This is a genomic window from Mesobacillus maritimus, assembly GCF_023715205.1.
GTDB lineage: Bacteria > Bacillota > Bacilli > Bacillales > Cytobacillaceae > Mesobacillus_B > Mesobacillus_B maritimus_C.
The window spans coordinates 17,045-34,066 of the sequence record NZ_JAMBNR010000020.1 but is presented as its reverse complement, the minus strand read 5'-3'; the positions used below and the strand labels follow the sequence as shown (position 1 = coordinate 34,066).

General features: G+C 37.7%; 13 protein-coding genes and 1 tRNA gene. 10 read left to right on the top strand and 4 right to left on the bottom strand.

Annotated elements, in window-relative coordinates; translation table 11 throughout:
• Window positions 1-75 precede the first annotated feature (75 nt).
• On the bottom strand, window positions 76-1,128 hold the full coding sequence (locus M3182_RS22380; RefSeq protein WP_251560222.1) for a lactonase family protein: 1,053 nt from the start codon (window positions 1,126-1,128) through the stop codon (window positions 76-78).
• A gap of 834 nt (window positions 1,129-1,962) precedes the next feature.
• Here M3182_RS22380 and ltaS point away from each other — a divergent pair.
• From ltaS to M3182_RS22360, 4 genes are all read left to right on the top strand, one after another.
• Entirely contained in the window at window positions 1,963-3,927 is a 1,965-nt protein-coding gene (gene ltaS, locus M3182_RS22375; protein WP_251432103.1) for a lipoteichoic acid synthase, read from the top strand.
• Window positions 3,928-4,210: 283 nt separating this feature from the next.
• A complete protein-coding gene (locus M3182_RS22370) occupies window positions 4,211-5,161 on the top strand; it encodes an ABC transporter permease (RefSeq protein ID WP_251432101.1) in 951 nt (316 codons plus the stop codon).
• Window positions 5,154-6,104, top strand: coding sequence for an iron chelate uptake ABC transporter family permease subunit (locus tag M3182_RS22365; protein ID WP_251560219.1), 951 nt, complete (start codon window positions 5,154-5,156; stop codon window positions 6,102-6,104). The genes M3182_RS22370 and M3182_RS22365 overlap by 8 nt, the downstream gene beginning before the upstream one ends.
• Complete coding sequence (locus M3182_RS22360; protein ID WP_251432097.1) at window positions 6,098-6,856, top strand: iron ABC transporter ATP-binding protein; 759 nt, start codon at window positions 6,098-6,100, stop codon at window positions 6,854-6,856. The genes M3182_RS22365 and M3182_RS22360 overlap by 7 nt, the downstream gene beginning before the upstream one ends.
• Before the next feature lie 257 nt (window positions 6,857-7,113).
• On the opposite strand, the gene katA is transcribed toward M3182_RS22360, so the two are convergent.
• Window positions 7,114-8,562 carry a catalase KatA gene (gene katA, locus M3182_RS22355; protein ID WP_251560217.1) on the bottom strand — a complete coding sequence of 483 codons (1,449 nt, stop codon included), beginning with the start codon at window positions 8,560-8,562 and terminating at the stop codon, window positions 7,114-7,116.
• Window positions 8,563-9,225: 663 nt separating this feature from the next.
• On the opposite strand from katA, the gene M3182_RS22350 reads away from it, so the two are divergent.
• Window positions 9,226-9,672: a Dps family protein gene (locus M3182_RS22350; RefSeq protein WP_251560216.1), complete on the top strand. Its 447-nt coding sequence runs from the start codon at window positions 9,226-9,228 to the stop codon at window positions 9,670-9,672.
• A gap of 634 nt (window positions 9,673-10,306) precedes the next feature.
• Here the strand turns inward: M3182_RS22350 and M3182_RS22345 are convergent.
• A tRNA-Ser gene (locus tag M3182_RS22345) sits at window positions 10,307-10,395 on the bottom strand.
• Between the two features lie 308 nt (window positions 10,396-10,703).
• Between M3182_RS22345 and M3182_RS22340 the strand changes: the two genes are divergently transcribed.
• Window positions 10,704-11,303, top strand: coding sequence for a cell wall hydrolase (locus M3182_RS22340; RefSeq protein WP_251560214.1), 600 nt, complete (start codon window positions 10,704-10,706; stop codon window positions 11,301-11,303).
• Window positions 11,304-11,351: 48 nt separating this feature from the next.
• Here the strand turns inward: M3182_RS22340 and M3182_RS22335 are convergent, their stop codons facing one another.
• On the bottom strand, window positions 11,352-11,912 hold the full coding sequence (locus M3182_RS22335; RefSeq protein ID WP_251560212.1) for an FAD-dependent oxidoreductase: 561 nt from the start codon (window positions 11,910-11,912) through the stop codon (window positions 11,352-11,354).
• Between the two features lie 225 nt (window positions 11,913-12,137).
• On the opposite strand from M3182_RS22335, the gene M3182_RS22330 reads away from it, so the two are divergent.
• The 4 genes from M3182_RS22330 to M3182_RS22315 are packed head-to-tail and all read left to right on the top strand — an operon-like array spanning window position 12,138 to window position 16,982.
• Window positions 12,138-12,830: a FadR/GntR family transcriptional regulator gene (locus M3182_RS22330; RefSeq protein WP_251432079.1), complete on the top strand. Its 693-nt coding sequence runs from the start codon at window positions 12,138-12,140 to the stop codon at window positions 12,828-12,830.
• Window positions 12,831-12,858: 28 nt separating this feature from the next.
• On the top strand, window positions 12,859-14,166 hold the full coding sequence (locus M3182_RS22325; RefSeq protein ID WP_251560210.1) for an FAD-binding oxidoreductase: 1,308 nt from the start codon (window positions 12,859-12,861) through the stop codon (window positions 14,164-14,166).
• 1 nt (window position 14,167) lies between these two features.
• Window positions 14,168-15,520 (top strand): (Fe-S)-binding protein, encoded by a 1,353-nt coding sequence (locus tag M3182_RS22320; RefSeq protein ID WP_251432072.1) that lies wholly within the window; start codon window positions 14,168-14,170, stop codon window positions 15,518-15,520.
• A gap of 1 nt (window position 15,521) precedes the next feature.
• Entirely contained in the window at window positions 15,522-16,982 is a 1,461-nt protein-coding gene (locus M3182_RS22315; RefSeq protein ID WP_251560208.1) for an FAD-binding oxidoreductase, read from the top strand.
• The last annotated feature ends 40 nt before the right edge of the window (window positions 16,983-17,022 follow it).

The following is a 17,022-nucleotide window of genomic DNA, read 5'->3' as shown; positions in this document are numbered from 1 at the left end:
AGTATTGTCATAATTGAATATAGAAACAACAAAAGACACCCGAGGGTGCCTTCGTTCATACTATTAATATACTTTTTAGTTGTTTTTCAGGAATTTTACGCATACTGGATTAGGTACGTTAATGTTTTTTTGCAGGAGTGTTAGCTTCCCTGTTTTATGATCACGAGCATACAAAGATAAATTATTTGAATTTTGATTTGCCGCGATAAGAAATGCTTCAGAAGGATCGAGAATAAAGTCCCTTGGCCAATTCCCATAAGAAGATGTATGTTCAATAAATTCTAACTGGAATGTATCTTGGTTGACTGCAAAAACGGCGATACTATCATGTCCTCTGTTACCGGCATAAATAAATTTTCCGTCTGAAGAAATATGGATGGCGCTGCCCTGGTTATTGTCGGCAAAATCACTAGGTAGTGTAGAAATGGTCTGCAAAGTTTCAAAGCTTCCATTTTCATTGTCATATCGGAGGACAATCACTTCTGAACTAAATTCAGTCATCACATAGGCAATAGGTTCACTATGGTGGAATACCAGATGTCTAGGGCCACTACCAGGTTTAGTAGACAGGGCATTCTGATGGATTAATTCATTCTGAACAATCCGGTAGGTGTGAATTTTGTCTGTGCCAAGTTCCACAACAACGACATATCTTCCGTCTGGTGTAAAGCTAGCGTAATGGGTATGGGCTTTTTCTTGTCTTGGGTCTGGACCGGAACCGTGATGTTCTTTAACCGAACTAGCTGCTTGAACGCCACCATTATCTGTTAAATGATAGTAATCCACTGTCCCTTTATGGTAGTTAGTGGATAAAAGGGATTGATCAGGTCCAACGCTCACATGGCAAGGTGGTGCACCTTCAGTAAGTGTGTGATTGATGAATTCAAGTATTCCGTTCTCTGAAATCGAATACGAGGCAATCCCGCCAGAGGATCCATCTTTTGCAACTGAATATAAAAACTTCTCATTCGTTGAGATAGCCAAATAAGTTGGGTTTTCCAACTCAGCTGCAACATCTAAGTTTTCGATTGTTTTGGTTTGAGGATTAAGAGTAAAAGAATAGATTCCTTTGCTTTCACCTTTCGTATATGTACCAATAAATCCAAGGAATTTGTTTTTGTTATTCATCTATTTTCCTCCCTAAAAGATAACTAGTATCTATCATACACCAAATGAAAGACCAGTACATTATTTGTATGGTCTTGAAAAAAAGCATATTTGGTTAAATGTCTTCATAAAATCAAGTTGTCTCGCCTATGTTTGTCCATTCAGAAAAACGACCAGTCCCATTGCATCCTTCACAGTCATACGGAGCGATATTATAAATGAACTCTGTGGCCGGGAAGATGTGGTAACCTCGCCCATAACAGTCCGGACATTTGTCTTGTGCTTGCATTTCGGAGACGTGGCGTTGATAGCGAGCGTCTTTCCAATCTTGAAAGGCATTAAGTAATCCCATGATATCACCTCAAATCTTTATTTATTATATTTACTATATGAAGCGAATTTATACGGTGATTATGCTATTAGCCATCTTTTACAAGGAAATGGATAGAAACAATCAACAAGGCGGATGTTACGATTAAAGTTATAGAAAAAGCCAGTAATAAAGCTTTGGAAGAGTTATGAATGATAAATGGTAGCTATAATAAGAAGATACTGTTGCTTATTTATCTTTTGGTAGAAGGGATAGACCTACACTAAAAATGAAGCACTAATAGTGGAAGAAAAAATTTAGCAATGCCATGAAAGAGAAGAGGAATCTTTGTGAGTAAAGCTTTTTTTACAAAGAGGAAGATGGAGGCATTGTCGAATTATAGAGGATATTTCCACTTTACAATTTAGATAAACTGGAGTATATTATGTCTTTGTAACCGGAAGTTCTTCATCGGAACTCGTTAAAGCAAAATATAAATATACTAGAAAAACTATTGCAACTTTAAAAGAAAAGCAGGTGAAAAAATGAAGAGCATCATAAATTTTGGAAGACGATCTCTCAATACTTATATGGGGTTTTTCTTTTTAGCCGTATTATTATTATGGATCAAAACTTATACTGTTCAATTAACGCAGTTCTCTCTCGGAGTAGAAAACTCCATTCAATCGTTCTTATTGTTCTTAAACCCGCTTGCTTCAGCAATTCTTTTCTTAGGACTGGCTTTGTTTAGAAAAGAACGAAAAAAATACCGTTGGTTACTTATTAATTATTTTGTCCTTAGCTTTTTATTATATGCGAACGTACTCTATTACCGTTTCTTTAATGACTTCATCACACTACCAACATTATTCCAAACGCAAAACTTTGGTGATGTAAGTTCTAGTGTATTTACACTGTTAAAGCCTTACGATGTACTGTTCTTTATTGACTTTGTTCTAATTGCGATTCTTGCATCAAAACGGTTAAATCTGATCCAACTGGATACTAGAAAAATCAGCGGGAAAAAGATTGCAGCCGTTCTGTTACTTGGGCTTGCTATTTTCAGTGCCAACTTAGGAATGGCTGAAGCAGACCGTCCGCAGTTGTTAACAAGAACCTTTGACCGTAACTATATTGTAAAGTATCTCGGAATGTACAACTACACAGTCTATGATGCTGTCCAAAGTACAAAAGCTTCAGCACAACGAGTAATGGCCGATAGCAATGACATCACTGAAGTGATTAACTATACTCAGTCAAAATTTGCAGAACCAAATCCTAAGTATTTTGGAATTGCAGAGGATCGAAACGTTATCTATCTCCATTTAGAGTCCATTCAGAACTTCTTAATAGACTATGAACTACATGGAGAAGAGGTAACACCGTTTCTAAATTCTTTAACTCGTGATTCGAACACGCTGTATTTTGATAATTTCTATCATCAGACAGCTCAAGGGAAAACGGCTGATGCAGAATTCTTGCTTGAAAATTCATTGTTTGGTTTGCCACAAGGTTCAGCTTTTTCAATGAAAGGTCTTAACACATATCAAGCAGCTCCAGCGATTCTAGCACAAGAAAAAGGGTATACGTCAGCTGTATTCCACGGTAACACAAGGTCATTTTGGAACCGTGATGAAATTTATAAATCCTTTGGGTACGATAAGTTTTTTGACTCAAGCTATTATGATATGAGACCTGAACATGTTACTAACTATGGATTAATGGATAAACCATTTTTTGAAGAGTCCATTCCATTGTTAACATCACTACAACAGCCGTTTTATTCTAAATTTATTATGCTAACTCACCATTATCCGTTTACGATGGATCAAGAGTTAACAACCCTGGATAAGCATACGACAGGGGATAAATCGGTTGATAATTATTTCCAAACGGCTCGATATGCAGATGAATCACTAAAACAGTTCTTCGATGACTTAAAAGAATCTGGTTTATATGAGAACTCTATTATTGTCATGTATGGTGACCACTATGGAATTTCACAAAATCATAATAAGGCAATGGAAACTGTGTTAGGGGAAGAAGTGACTCCTGCTTTATCAGCAGAATTACAAGAAGTGCCGTTAATCATTCATACACCAGGTTTAGAAGGTGGAGTGAACCATACGTTTGGTGGACAAATTGACTTATTGCCAACGCTATTACATTTGCTTGGAATCGAATCAGAAAAATACGTCCAACTAGGTACGGATTTACTATCTGATGAGCATCGTGAATTAGTAGCATTCCGTAACGGAGATTTTGTCAGTCCAGAGGTTACTTCTGTTAATGAGAAATACTACGACCCGGAAACTGGGGAACTGATAGAAGAAACCGACGAGTTTGCACAATATAAACAAATTGTGAGACAGCAGTTAGAGCTTTCGGATAAAGTAGTAAATGGTGACTTATTGCGATTCTACACGCCGGAAAACTTTACACCTGTTAATCGCTCTCAATATAAGTACACGAATAAAAGTGATTCGATAGAAGAAAATGAGCAAGAATAAATTATAAACAAAAAGACTACCTTTTAAAGGTAGTCTTTTTGTTTAAGTACTCTTTTATAGTAAAGTTTCTCATTACATTAGCGATTAAATTATGAAAAATGTAAAAAAGTTATACACTGTCACAAAATAGTCATTGCATTCGACATTGAAAATCATTATCATTTAATTAGAGGCAATAATCAATGACCTCAAAGGTTTATCAAATCCTGATTGAAGGATGGTGAATGGCCATTTTTCATCAACGATTTAATAAGGACTTCATAGAAAGAGTAAGGAATTCACAATGAAACTTATTTACTTAATTCTCGCTTTTATCATTTTATCAATCACTTCATTGTTTATTGGGGTACAGGATATTTCACCATTAGAGATATTTCAGTTATCGGAGGAACAACTTCATGTTCTCATGGTAAGTCGATTTCCCCGATTGATGGCAATCATTCTTGCTGGTATTGGGATGGGAATAGCTGGATTGATTATGCAACAATTAACGAGAAACAAATTTGTTTCTCCAACAACCGCCGGAACCGAAGACTCAGCTAGATTTGGAATCTTGGTTTCAATGATGTTGTTTTCTGGATCAGGCCAATTGGTAAGAGTGTTAGTTGCTTTTTTCTTTGCTCTACTAGGTACCTTTATTTTTATGAGAATTCTAGAAAAAGTGAAGTTTAAGGATGCAATTTTCATTCCGCTTGTGGGAATGATGTTTGGTAGCATTGTAGGTTCGATTACGACCTTTTTTGCCTATAAAGAGGACTTAATTCAAAACATGTCTTCTTGGTTGCAAGGGAATTTTTCGATGATGATCCAAGGACGTTATGAGCTACTTTACATTAGCATTCCACTTATTATTATTGCTTATTTATATGCGAACAAATTTACAATTGCAGGTATGGGAGAAGAGTTCGCTGTAAATTTAGGTTTGAATCATAAGCATATAACGAATGTTGGATTAACAATCGTTGCTTTAATTACTTCAATTGTTGTTTTGACGGTGGGAATGATTCCTTTCTTAGGGTTAATTATTCCGAATATCGTAACGATGTACCGCGGAGATCATTTGCAGAAAAGCCTTTCTCATACAGCCTTGTTAGGAGCAGTTTTTCTTTTAGCCTGTGATATATTGGGCAGAGTGATTATTTATCCATATGAAATTCCAATCGGCATGACAGTTGGAGTCATTGGTAGCGGAATTTTTCTTTACATGATTATGAGGAGAAAGGCATATGAGTAATAAGGGTAAACTGGTAGCGTTAGTAGTGGTATCGATTCTGTTAGCTGCAGCCTTTATTTTTATAGATTTAGGAAGCAACTGGGATTATGCATTACCTCGAAGGCTGAAAAAAGTATATGCGATAATATTAACAGGGGCAACAATTGCTTTTGCAACTGTTGTGTTTCAAACCATTACCAATAACCGAATCTTGACTCCAAGCATTATTGGTCTCGATTCTTTGTATTTGTTAATTCAGACTTTTTTGATTTTTGTGTTTGGCTCAATGAGTTTTGCCATTACAAACGAAAATATTAATTTTATTGTTTCCGTTATTTTAATGGTGATTTTTGCGAGTTTCCTGTATAAGATATTGTTCAGAGGAAACGGAGAGAATATCTATTTTCTGCTGTTAGTGGGGATTATCTTTGGTACTTTCTTTAGAAGTATTTCAGAGTTTATGCAGGTTTTAATTGACCCGAATGAGTTTATGGTCGTCCAAGACCGAATGTTTGCAAGTTTTAACAATGTAAAAACAGATTTATTGCTTATTTCCACGGTTTTGGTGATTTTAGTCGCTTTATACTCGTTAAGGCTTATTAAATATTTGGATGTTTTGTCACTAGGAAAAGATCAGGCCATAAATCTTGGTGTTGACTACGACTATATCGTAAAACGATTATTAATAGTCATTGCAGTTCTTATCTCCATTTCAACTGCACTAGTTGGCCCAATTACATTTTTAGGATTATTGGTAGCGAATGTGGCTTACCAGTTTCTAAATACTTATAAGCATAGTATTTTAATTATAGGTTCAATCTTTATCTCGATTATTGCATTAGTAGGCGGTCAATTTATTGTCGAACGAGTCTTTACTTTCGATACCACTTTAAGTGTTATTGTCAATTTTATTGGCGGAGTGTATTTTATTTATCTGCTGTTAAAGGAGCGTAAATCATGGTAGACGTTAAACATGTTTTTAAAGGGTACAATAATAAAAATGTAATCACTGACGTTTCAGTTAAAATTGCCAAAGGGAAAATTACCTCTTTTATCGGACCGAATGGTGCAGGTAAGAGTACATTGCTTTCTATGATTAGCCGATTGATCGCAAAAGATGAAGGGGAAATTTACATTGATGGAATGGATCTTACACGGTGTAAGAATAATGATTTAGCTAAGAAGATTTCAATTCTGAAGCAATCTAACCATATCAATGTTCGTTTAACGGTGAAAGAACTAGTTTCTTTTGGTCGTTTTCCTTATTCTCAAGGAAGATTAACAAAAGAAGACCGTAAGTTTATAAATGAAGCGATTCGCTATATGGAGTTAGAAGAAATCCAAGACAAATACTTAGATCAATTGAGTGGTGGGCAACGTCAACGGGCATATATTGCGATGGTCATTGCTCAAGATACAGAGTATGTCCTTCTTGATGAACCGTTAAATAATTTAGATATGAAGCATTCTGTTCAAATCATGAAAACCTTAAGAAGGCTAACAGATGAACTTGGAAAAACAGTTGTGATTGTCATTCATGATATCAACTTTGCCTCTTGTTATTCTGATTATATTGTAGCGATGAAAGATGGTCGTGTAATCAAAGAAGGCACAACAGATGAGATTATCAATCCGAGCGTATTAAATGAAGTCTATGATATGGACTTTAAAATTGAAGAGATTGATAGAGAAAAGATTTGCGTATTTTACTCATAGGTTGTTTTCGTAACAATTTGTTGTTAAAATCTAAAAGCTGATTTTAACGCAGAATCAGCCATTTTGAGTGTTTGTACTAAGTTTGCTGGCCATTTTCTCCTAATCTAAAAAGTCCTTCCAGGTGAAAATAAAGTGATTTCTCTTCATTTTATTTTGAAAAACAACAAGGTTTGAGAAAAGAGCCTGCTCATAAGAAGAATATCTACTAGTAGGAAAAGGTCGAATGTATGCTGATACATTCGACCTTTTTGTATTTTCTATACCTCAACAGGGACTTCTAGGCCTAGTCCTTTTGCTACCCGAGTTCCGTATTCTGGGTCTGCTTTGTAGAAGTGTTTGATTTGACGGAGTTTGATTTCATCATATTCAACTGGTTTCATTGCGTTAACAATGTTGTCTACTAAGCGAGTTCTTTCCTCTTCGCTCATTAGGCGATAAAGGTCTCCAGCTTGTGTATAATGGTCGTCATGATCATAACGTACGCTTTCTGCCACGCCAGATACTGGGAATGGAGTGGTACGGTCTGCTGGTGACTCTTTAGGACCACTAAAGCTATTTGGCTCATAGTAGACACTGCTTCCGCCGTTGTTATCTGGACGCATAAATCCATCGCGCTGATAGTTATTTACTTCTACTTTAGGACGGTTAATTGGAAGTGCGTTATGGTTAGCACCAACACGGTAACGATGTGCATCAGCATAAGCGAATAGACGTCCTTGAAGCATTTTATCTGGTGATGCTTCAATTCCTGGTACAAAGTTTCCAGGGGAGAAAGTAGCTTGCTCTACTTCAGCAAAATAGTTTTCAGGGTTTTTATTAAGTACCATTTTACCAACTTCAATTAGAGGATAATCCTTTTGAGACCAAACTTTTGTAACATCGAATGGATCCCATTTATACGTATCTGCATCTTCAATTGGCATGATTTGAACAGAAAGAGTCCAGGAAGGGAAATCTCCTTTATCAATGGCATTAAATAAATCCTCAGTATGGTAATCTGGATTTTCCCCAGCAAGTTTAGCTGCCAGATTTACATCAAGGTTTTTGACACCTTGGTCAGTTTTAAAGTGGTACTTCACCCAAACAGCGTCTCCATCTTCGTTAACCCACTTGAAGGTATGACTTCCGTATCCATTCGTATGACGAAGTGTTGCAGGGATACCACGATCGGACATTAAAATTGTTACTTGATGTAGGGATTCAGGAGATAATGACCAGAAATCCCAAACCGCATTTGGGTTTTTTAAATGTGTTTGTGGATGTCTCTTTTGTGTATGGATAAAATCAGGAAACTTAATAGCATCACGGATAAAGAACACAGGTGTGTTATTTCCTACGATATCGTAGTTTCCTTCTTCAGTATAAAATTTAACGGCAAATCCGCGTGGATCACGAACTGTATCTGCAGAACCTAACTCACCGGCAACAGTTGAGAAACGAATGAACATCGGTGTGCGCTTACCTACTTCAGAAAGGAAGTTTGCCTTTGTATATTTACTTACATCATTTGTTACCTCAAAATAGCCGTGTGCACCGGCACCTTTCGCATGAACGACACGCTCAGGAACACGCTCTCTGTTGAAGTGCGCTAGTTTTTCTAATAAATGTACATCTTGAATTAAAGTAGGTCCGCGTGACCCGGCTGTAATTGAATTTTGATTGTCACCTACTGGGGCTCCCCAGCTAGTAGTAAGCTTTTTGCTCATGTTTCGTCCTCCCTTTACATCTCTTTGACACTATATTTTTCTAAATCAAGATTAATTTGAAAATCAATCTTAATTTATAATTATTATAATATGAGTATTATTAAAACGTCAAGCTTATTTATACTAATTTTAAATAGTAATAGAAAAAAATTGAGAGTAATGTTCAATAGTAGAGAAAAACCCCGTTTTACTGGGCTGAATTGGTTGTCTATTATTCTCTGATACATTTTATTCTCAATTCATTCAAATATTAATAAAATATTCTCAATTAAAAGGAGTAGATTATCGGCGGAAAGTATCGATAGTTTTCTACTATAATTGATGATATAGGTATCTAAATGAGAATAAGGAATAAATAACAGACTCCAAGTGGAGCCTACTAGTTTTAAAATTTATTTATGAATAGTTTTTTATCTAGTCCAAACATAATTTCTACTTGTGTAAGTACTCATTAATAAAGCCCAAACACTTCATATTCCCCTTATCAATGTAACAGAGCATCAGAAAGGAGGTTTCTTAATCATTATATGTCGATAGAGTTCAAAATTATCACTATCCATATTTCTGCGGGTAAAATGAACGATGTGTGAACAATAATTAGGAACGGGGAAATTCAGTAGTTTTAGTTATATAATTAATAGGAAAATATTAATATAGGAGGAAATGAATTTGACGACAGAATTAACCTTGGCCGTAAATCAGCAAATTGCAAACTGGAGTGTTCTTTTCACTAAATTACATAATTATCACTGGTATGTAACGGGCCCTGAATTTTTTACTTTGCATGCCAAATTCGAAGAATTCTATAATGAAGCAGCGCTTCATATTGATGAGTTGGCAGAACGCCTTTTAGCTCTTGGTGATAAGCCAGTGGCTACAATGAAGGAGTGTTTAGCGTTGTCATCCGTAAACGAAGCTGTTGGCGGCGAGAATGCTAGTGAAATGGTTCATTCTATTGTAGAGGATTTCACTAAGATTATCACAGAATTGAAAAAGGGAATGAGCCTTGCTGAAGAAGCTGGGGATGAGACAACAGGAGATCTGTTATTATCAATTCATTCTACTCTGGAAAAACATGTTTGGATGTTAAATTCCTTCTTAGGAAGATAGACAAATAAAAAGGGCAGCTGTATAATACGGCTCCTGTTCTCTAGCGTACAACGTCAATTTTTACATGAAAATGGAAACCAAGATGCACTATAAACTGTAGGGCAATTTGTAAGGCTAGAGAAATTAAATAACATTAGAAATAGCAAGAGGGTTCTTCCCCTTGCTATTTTGCTTTTAATTGCAGATTGCGATTTTTGTGTAGGTATGAGAACTCATAGGCGGAGAATCTCCTGCTATTGTATTATAGGGGGCTTAAGAAGAGGGATATAGGCGGAGTTATTCCGATTAACTACTCTAATGAATACTAAAATCCAAAGACTTGGCTAATATAACCGGAAAAACTCCTCTAATTTTCAAGGAAATATGGGTATTTCCCCAATTTAACCGGAATTTTTCTGTTTATTTAAAATAGTGATCAAAATCCCTTTGTAACAACAAAAATAGACCTCCAAATTACCATACAATTTGAAGGTCATTTTGATTACATTTTTAATGTTTGCGATCGTTTACGGAGCTGTCCTTTTTTTATGCTTATGATAGTTATCTAGTATCTGCTTGAAGACTGTTTAATCCTCAAGAATGATTCAAGCGCCTGCAACTAAAGTGAGTCGCTGGGCGCTTGAACAGTTTATAGAGGAGATGATGAGATTCGAACTCACGCAACGGTTGCCCGTCCTAGCGCATTTCGAGTGCGCCCCCTTATAACCACTTGGGTACATCTCCAAGTTGTTTTTATAACAATAATATTATATCATAATAAGATTTTTTGTTAAACCGGAAATCATTTCTGTTCTTTCGTAGATTTTCAATCTAATAACAGGATGTAATAATTGAACCATGTAATTCCTAAAACTACAAAAAATGGTTGTTAGGAACTGGTGGAAAATTTTTCATAAAAAGGAACAGGGTCAATAATAACGGGCAATCTAGCAAACTAGCAGCAGGTTCCACTTTTTGGGTAGTGAATCACTATGTTACAACTGATAGCCTACTAGTAGAGAGAAACGAGAAAACTAGGAGGTACATCAAAGATGAAAAAATTGAAAAAAATTGGACTAGCTATGGCAATGACAGCCTCGCTTACACTAACAGCATTTTTACCAAACGCAGCCGCAGCAACACAACATACGGTTAAAACTGGTGATACTCTTTGGAAAATTGCAGTGAAATACGGTGTAAACATACAACAACTAAAAACAGCTAATAAACTATCATCGAACGTCATTTATCCAGGACAGAGGTTTGCCATTCCGCAATCAAAAATTACAGAAGCTGAGAAAGACTTAATGGCCCGTCTTGTCCATGCTGAGGCAAAAGGAGAGCCTTATGCAGGGAAAGTAGCGGTCGCAACCGTTATTTTAAATAGAGTGGTTAGCCCTGATTTTCCAAATACTGTGAGCGGAGTTGTTAATGAAGTAGCAAATGGACACTACGCGTTTACCCCTGTTCAAAATGGTGAAATTAAGAACAATGCTGATGCAGAGTCGAAAAAAGCGGTAAATGAGGCAATCGCTTTTCAGGGGCAGGGAAACGGGTCTTTATTCTTCTATAATCCCAAAACAGCGAAAAGTGATTGGATCACAACACGTCAAGAGACAATTACAATTGGAAATCATAAATTTGCGAAGTAATTCTATATAAAAAAACAGCGCAGGATGCAATTCCTGCGCTGTTTCACTTTATTTTAAAATATCGTGGTCAACGTATCGCTCACCATTCAGTTCACTTAAAAGGTTGATCGCTACTTTAGCACCGTCACCAGCTGTAATGATTGTATGTACACTAACACCTGCGCAAGTACCAGCTGCCCATATTCCTTCAACATTTGTTTTCCCATCAGTATCAACATCGAGGACTGTTTTGATTCTTGGCTCTGTTCCTTCTTTTGTATTTACACCAATTTTCTCAGCGAGTGCAACGGAAACACCGGAGGCTAAAATGATTTGCTTTGCCTGGAATTGGGTCCCATCGGTTTCAATTTCAAAGCCGTCTTCGTTTTTGGTGATATTTGTTACCTCTGTCAGGACAACCTCTGCACCCAATTTTGTTGCTTGCTTTTTACCTGTTTCAACTAGATCTGGCCCACTAATTTCACTCACACCATAATGATTTTCAATCCAAGCTCTTTTGGTCATGCTCTTATCACTATCAATTAGTAGTGTTTTCTTACCAGCCTTTGCCGTAAAAATAGCAGCACTTGCTCCTGCAGGCCCGGCTCCAATAATCGCAATATCAAACATTCTATAATCCTCCTTACTTGATGAGTATTCATAAATATTTTATCAAACTGCTTGCTAAACTTCCTTCTTTTTGCTTGTGTTTACTAGTTTAGCACCCGAGTTAATATTTAGATTTTTTTATTTATTTTAAATATTTGTTGAAATTTCCTAATTAGGATGTTTAAATAGTGATTAGGATAACACTTATCAGATATGTGATATCTGAAAAGGCAGGTGAAAAGTCGCTTGAATATAGGGAAAATTCCAAATAGAAAAGTTTCTGACCACGTAGTAGAGCTTATTGAAAAGATGATTGACTCAGGTGAGTTCACAATCGGTGAGAAATTGCCATCTGTTCGAGAACTTTGTGACTTATTTGGGGTTGGCCGTTCGGCTGTCCGTGACGCGATCACAACGCTTAAGGGCAAGGGAACAGTAGAGGTGAAACACGGTGAAGGAACTTTCATTCGCGGCTTTGACTCTTCTAGTTTATTTAAGAGCCAAATCATGTTGCCAAGCCTAAAAGATATTCATGAACTGTTTCAAGTGCGAAAAATGCTGGAAACAGGGATGGTCGAAATGGCTTCAGTTAATCGAACTAAGGAAATGGTCAGTGAAATGGAAAGAATTCTTTCTGATCAAAATGAGTCAGGTTGGGGATCTGATTATAGTTTCCATTTAGCGATTGCCAAGGCAGCTGAAAATGAAATTCTACTCCAATTGATTGAATTTATTTCAACAGCTATGAAAAAGGTCATGATTGAGTTTTATAAGCAGATTGAGAAGGATCAGGAACTAATTGAAAAGATCGACCAACAGCATGAACAGATCCTACAAGCAATTAAAGAGCAAAATCCATCTAAAGCTCGCCAAGAAATGTTGAATCACTTAACATTTGTCGAATCATTATTGCAGAGCAGTGTCCTAGAAAGAGCATAGGACCATCAAGGACTTAGGGGGTGTTCGTGTGGTAACAACAGAACTATTGGGAGAAATGAAAACGTTTTTACCAAATCTAAAGGTGGAAACGAGTGATCAGCAAGTAACAGTTTATCCACAAACTGAGAGTGAAATCTCTGAGGTGTTAAAGTACTGCAACGAGAATAAACGAAAGGTGCAAGTCCTCGGCGGCGGAACTAAAAGTAGTTTAGGTTTCCCAAATGAAACAGTGGATTTAAAGTTGTGTTTATCTGAGTATACCGGAATTGTGGAACACACAGTTGGGGATATGACAGTTACGGTAAAGGCAGGTACAAGGTACGAAGAGTTACAGGAATACTTGGCACAGCATAATCAAAGAGTAGCCTTGGACCCATCTTGGCCGGAACACGCCACAATCGGTGGAGTGATTGCTGCAAATGATAGTGGCCCGAAACGATTAGGCTATGGAACAGCACGTGACTCTGTCATAGGAATTAGAACCGTTTATCCGGATGGGAGAATCATTCGATCTGGAGGAAGAGTTGTTAAAAACGTCGCGGGCTATGATATGAATAAACTGTTTATTGGTTCTATGGGCACACTTGGGGTTTTATCGGAAATCACTTTGAAGCTTAGACCAGTCCAAAAAAGTGAAAGCTTACTGATATTATCATTTCCTAGTGGGAACCTTGAAGAAGTTCGATCATTTGCTATTAAACTCCTTGATTCCATGATGGAACCAGTTTCACTTGAATTATTTAATCCAGGTATTAGTGCGAGATTACTAGATAAAAATGTTTATACTCTGGCGATAAGTTTGGAGGATGTAGAAAGCTCCGTTCGCTACCAAGAAGAGTTGATTCAAAAACTTTGTCCAACTGAAGCGGAACTTGAAATTGTTTCTGAAGAGGGAGCTAAACAGTTCTGGAAGAAAGTTTATACAACCTTGCCAAATGGAAACGATTCAAAGCAAAAGGATGCTGACAGCGAAAAGGCTGTCTCAATGAAAATTGGGGTTGTCAACTTAGATGTTGTTAAAGTCATTCGGGAGTCACAGCTGTTGTCCGATGGTCAGGCTGTTACCGTAGAAGCCCACGGTGGTTTAGGAACAGGTATTTGTCAGGTGATGATTCGGGGCTCAAAGGAAGATGTTGTTCAAACAATCACTCGGTTAAGGGAATATGCGAAAACCTTGAATGGATATGGAATCGTTCGCTATCTGCCAGGGTCTTTAGCCGAAACTGTAGATATTTGGGGGGATAAGCCTTCCTATTATCCACTTCTTGAAGGGATAAAGGCAAAGATGGACCCGAATCGAATCATGAATCCAAATCGTTTTGTGGGAGGGATTTAAATTGAGTTTAAGAGAAATGGACTTAAGTCAGGATCCGGCTTGTACAACCAACAGTTTAAGCAATTACTTCTCGAAAGATCATCCGGATGAAAATAAATGGGCTGATTGTGTTCACTGTGGGATGTGTCTCGAATCATGTCCTACTTACGAAATAACTGGCCAGGAACAGCATTCTCCTAGAGGAAGGGTCCACTTAATTAAGTCAGTGGCTGAAGGAAAAATAGGACTAAACGAGTTTTTCTCCGATCCTGTCTTCGCTTGTCTTGATTGCCGCGCATGTACAACTGCTTGTCCGGCGGATGTGGATGTGGGTGGTTTAATTGAAGAAGCGCGTGGCCAAGTTCGTCAAGCGATGCCACTAACAGGGTGGCAAGGGGCTGTAAGTAAGTTTTTCTTAAAAGGAGTTTTCCCGAAACAAACGCGCTTAAATAAATTGGGAGGATTGCTAAAGTTTTATCAAAAGAGCGGAATGCAAACGGCGGTTCGGAAAACAGGTTTAATCAATATTATGCCTGACCATCTTGTTGAGATGGAATCGATTATGCCTGAAATTAAGCAACCTGTTAGGGAAAAATATAAAAATGAAAAGGTAATCAAAGCAAAGGGAGAAACAAAACGCGAAGTGGCCTTTTTAACAGGTTGTATTATGGATGTAATGTTCAGTGACATTAATGAAGCAACTATTAATGTGTTAACGCGTAATGGAAATGATGTAACGATTCCACAAAATCAAGGCTGTTGTGGAGCGCTACATGTTCATGCTGGTGATCGGGACATGGGAAGAAAGCTAGCAAAGGAAAATATTGAAGCGTTTAAAGATGCAGATAAAGTTATTGTTAATGCTGCAGGTTGTGGCTGTATGCTGAAGGAATATCCGGAATTATTCCCAGATGATCCAGAGTGGCATGCAAAAGCCGAGGAATTCTCAAATAAGGTAGAGGATATTTCTAAACATTTACATGATACAGGGTATGAAAAGCCAAAGGCTGAGCTAAATAAGCGAATTACTTATCATGACGCCTGTCACCTTGCGCATGGCCAAGGGATTCGTCAAGAACCACGTGACTTACTTCTAAACATCCCAGGTGTAGAAATGGTTCATATGCCAAATTCAGACCGTTGCTGTGGAAGTGCAGGTATTTATAATATTACCAACCCAGAAATGGCTGGAGAGGTACTAGAGAATAAAATGCAGAATGTTCCGGATGATGTTGAGATGATTTCGATGGGAAATCCGGGTTGCATGCTTCAGATGGCTATCGGGGTACAAAAATATGGACGGAATCAGCAAATTGTCCATACCGTTCAATTGCTTGACTGGGCCTACCAAAAAGAGGATGGAAAGGAGGATTAATATGGCCGGAAAAAAAACCATTAAGACAAACGATCCCCATATTAGACAACTTGCTGCTTTGGTAGGAGGAGCTAATTCCATCCTATACCTAAAAGAAGATTTAGTGGCTTATGACTGTGACGGTTTTACTATTCATAAACACCTACCTAAGGCCGTTGTGTTTCCTAAGAATACGGAAGAAGTAGCTAATGTCGTAAAATATTGCGATGAAAATGATCTCCCTTTCCTAGCACGTGGTGCTGGAACAGGCTTAAGTGGTGGAGCAATTCCGTTAAATGATGAAGTGATTATCTCTTTAGTGAAAATGAAACGTCTTTTAAGTGTTGATATGGAAAATCGTCGTGCTGTTGTTGAGCCAGGCTTTGTAAATTTAAAATTAACAAATTCCATTTCGGATAAAGGCTATTACTATGCACCCGATCCTTCTAGCCAATATTGCTGTACGATTGGGGGGAATGTTGCGGAAAACGCCGGTGGGGCCCACTGTCTTAAATATGGGGTAACAACTAACCATATTCTCGGCCTGGAAGTTGTCATGCCGAATGGAGAGATTATTGACATCGGTAAAGAAGGAATTGCGGATGTACCAGGGTATGATTTACTAGGCTTATTGACTGGATCTGAAGGGACGCTAGGCATTGTTACCAAGATTACGGTACGAATCCTAAAGAATCCGGAAGATAAGCAAACGGTGCTTGCGTATTTTGACAATGTCGCAGACGGTAGTCAAGCTGTTTCTGATATCATTTCTTCGGGTATTGTCCCTGCTGCATTAGAAATGATGGATAAAACTGCTATTGAAGGAGTTGAAGCAGCAGCTTTCCCAGTTGGACATCCTAAGGACATTGAGGCGGTTTTATTAATTGAAGTGGATGGAATTTCAGCAGGGATTGATGAACAAATTGATGAAATTTTAAAAGTATGCCGTAACCGCAATGTTCGTGAAGTAAAAGTTGCCCAGGATGAGGCAGAAAGAGGGCGCTGGTGGGCGAATCGAAAGACAGGTTTCGGTGCAATGGGAGCCATTTCTCCAGACTACTTAGTACAGGATGGAGTTATTCCACGAAGTAAACTTCCTGTTGTTTTAGAAAGGATCAATCAAATTAGTGAAGAAACAGGATTAAGAATAGCGAATATCTTCCATGCGGGGGATGGAAATCTTCATCCACTTGTTTTATTCGATGCTCGGATTCCAGGGCAAATAGAAAAAGCATTAGAAGCAGGGAGTGCTTGTTTGAAGGTCTGTGCGGATGTTGGAGGTACAATTACTGGAGAGCATGGTGTTGGAATTGAGAAACGAGAAGAAATGCGTTTTGTTTTTACAGAGGAAGAAATCGCAGCTCAAACAGATGTAAGAGAAGTCTTTAATCCTAAGAATCTACTAAATGCTGGGAAGCTCTTCCCTTCACCAAGTCGCTGTGTTGAAGTTAAGAAGGAAATGAAGGCAGCAGCAAATTCATAGTATGAGACGGATTTTAAAATATTGTGAAAACGCTTTGTAA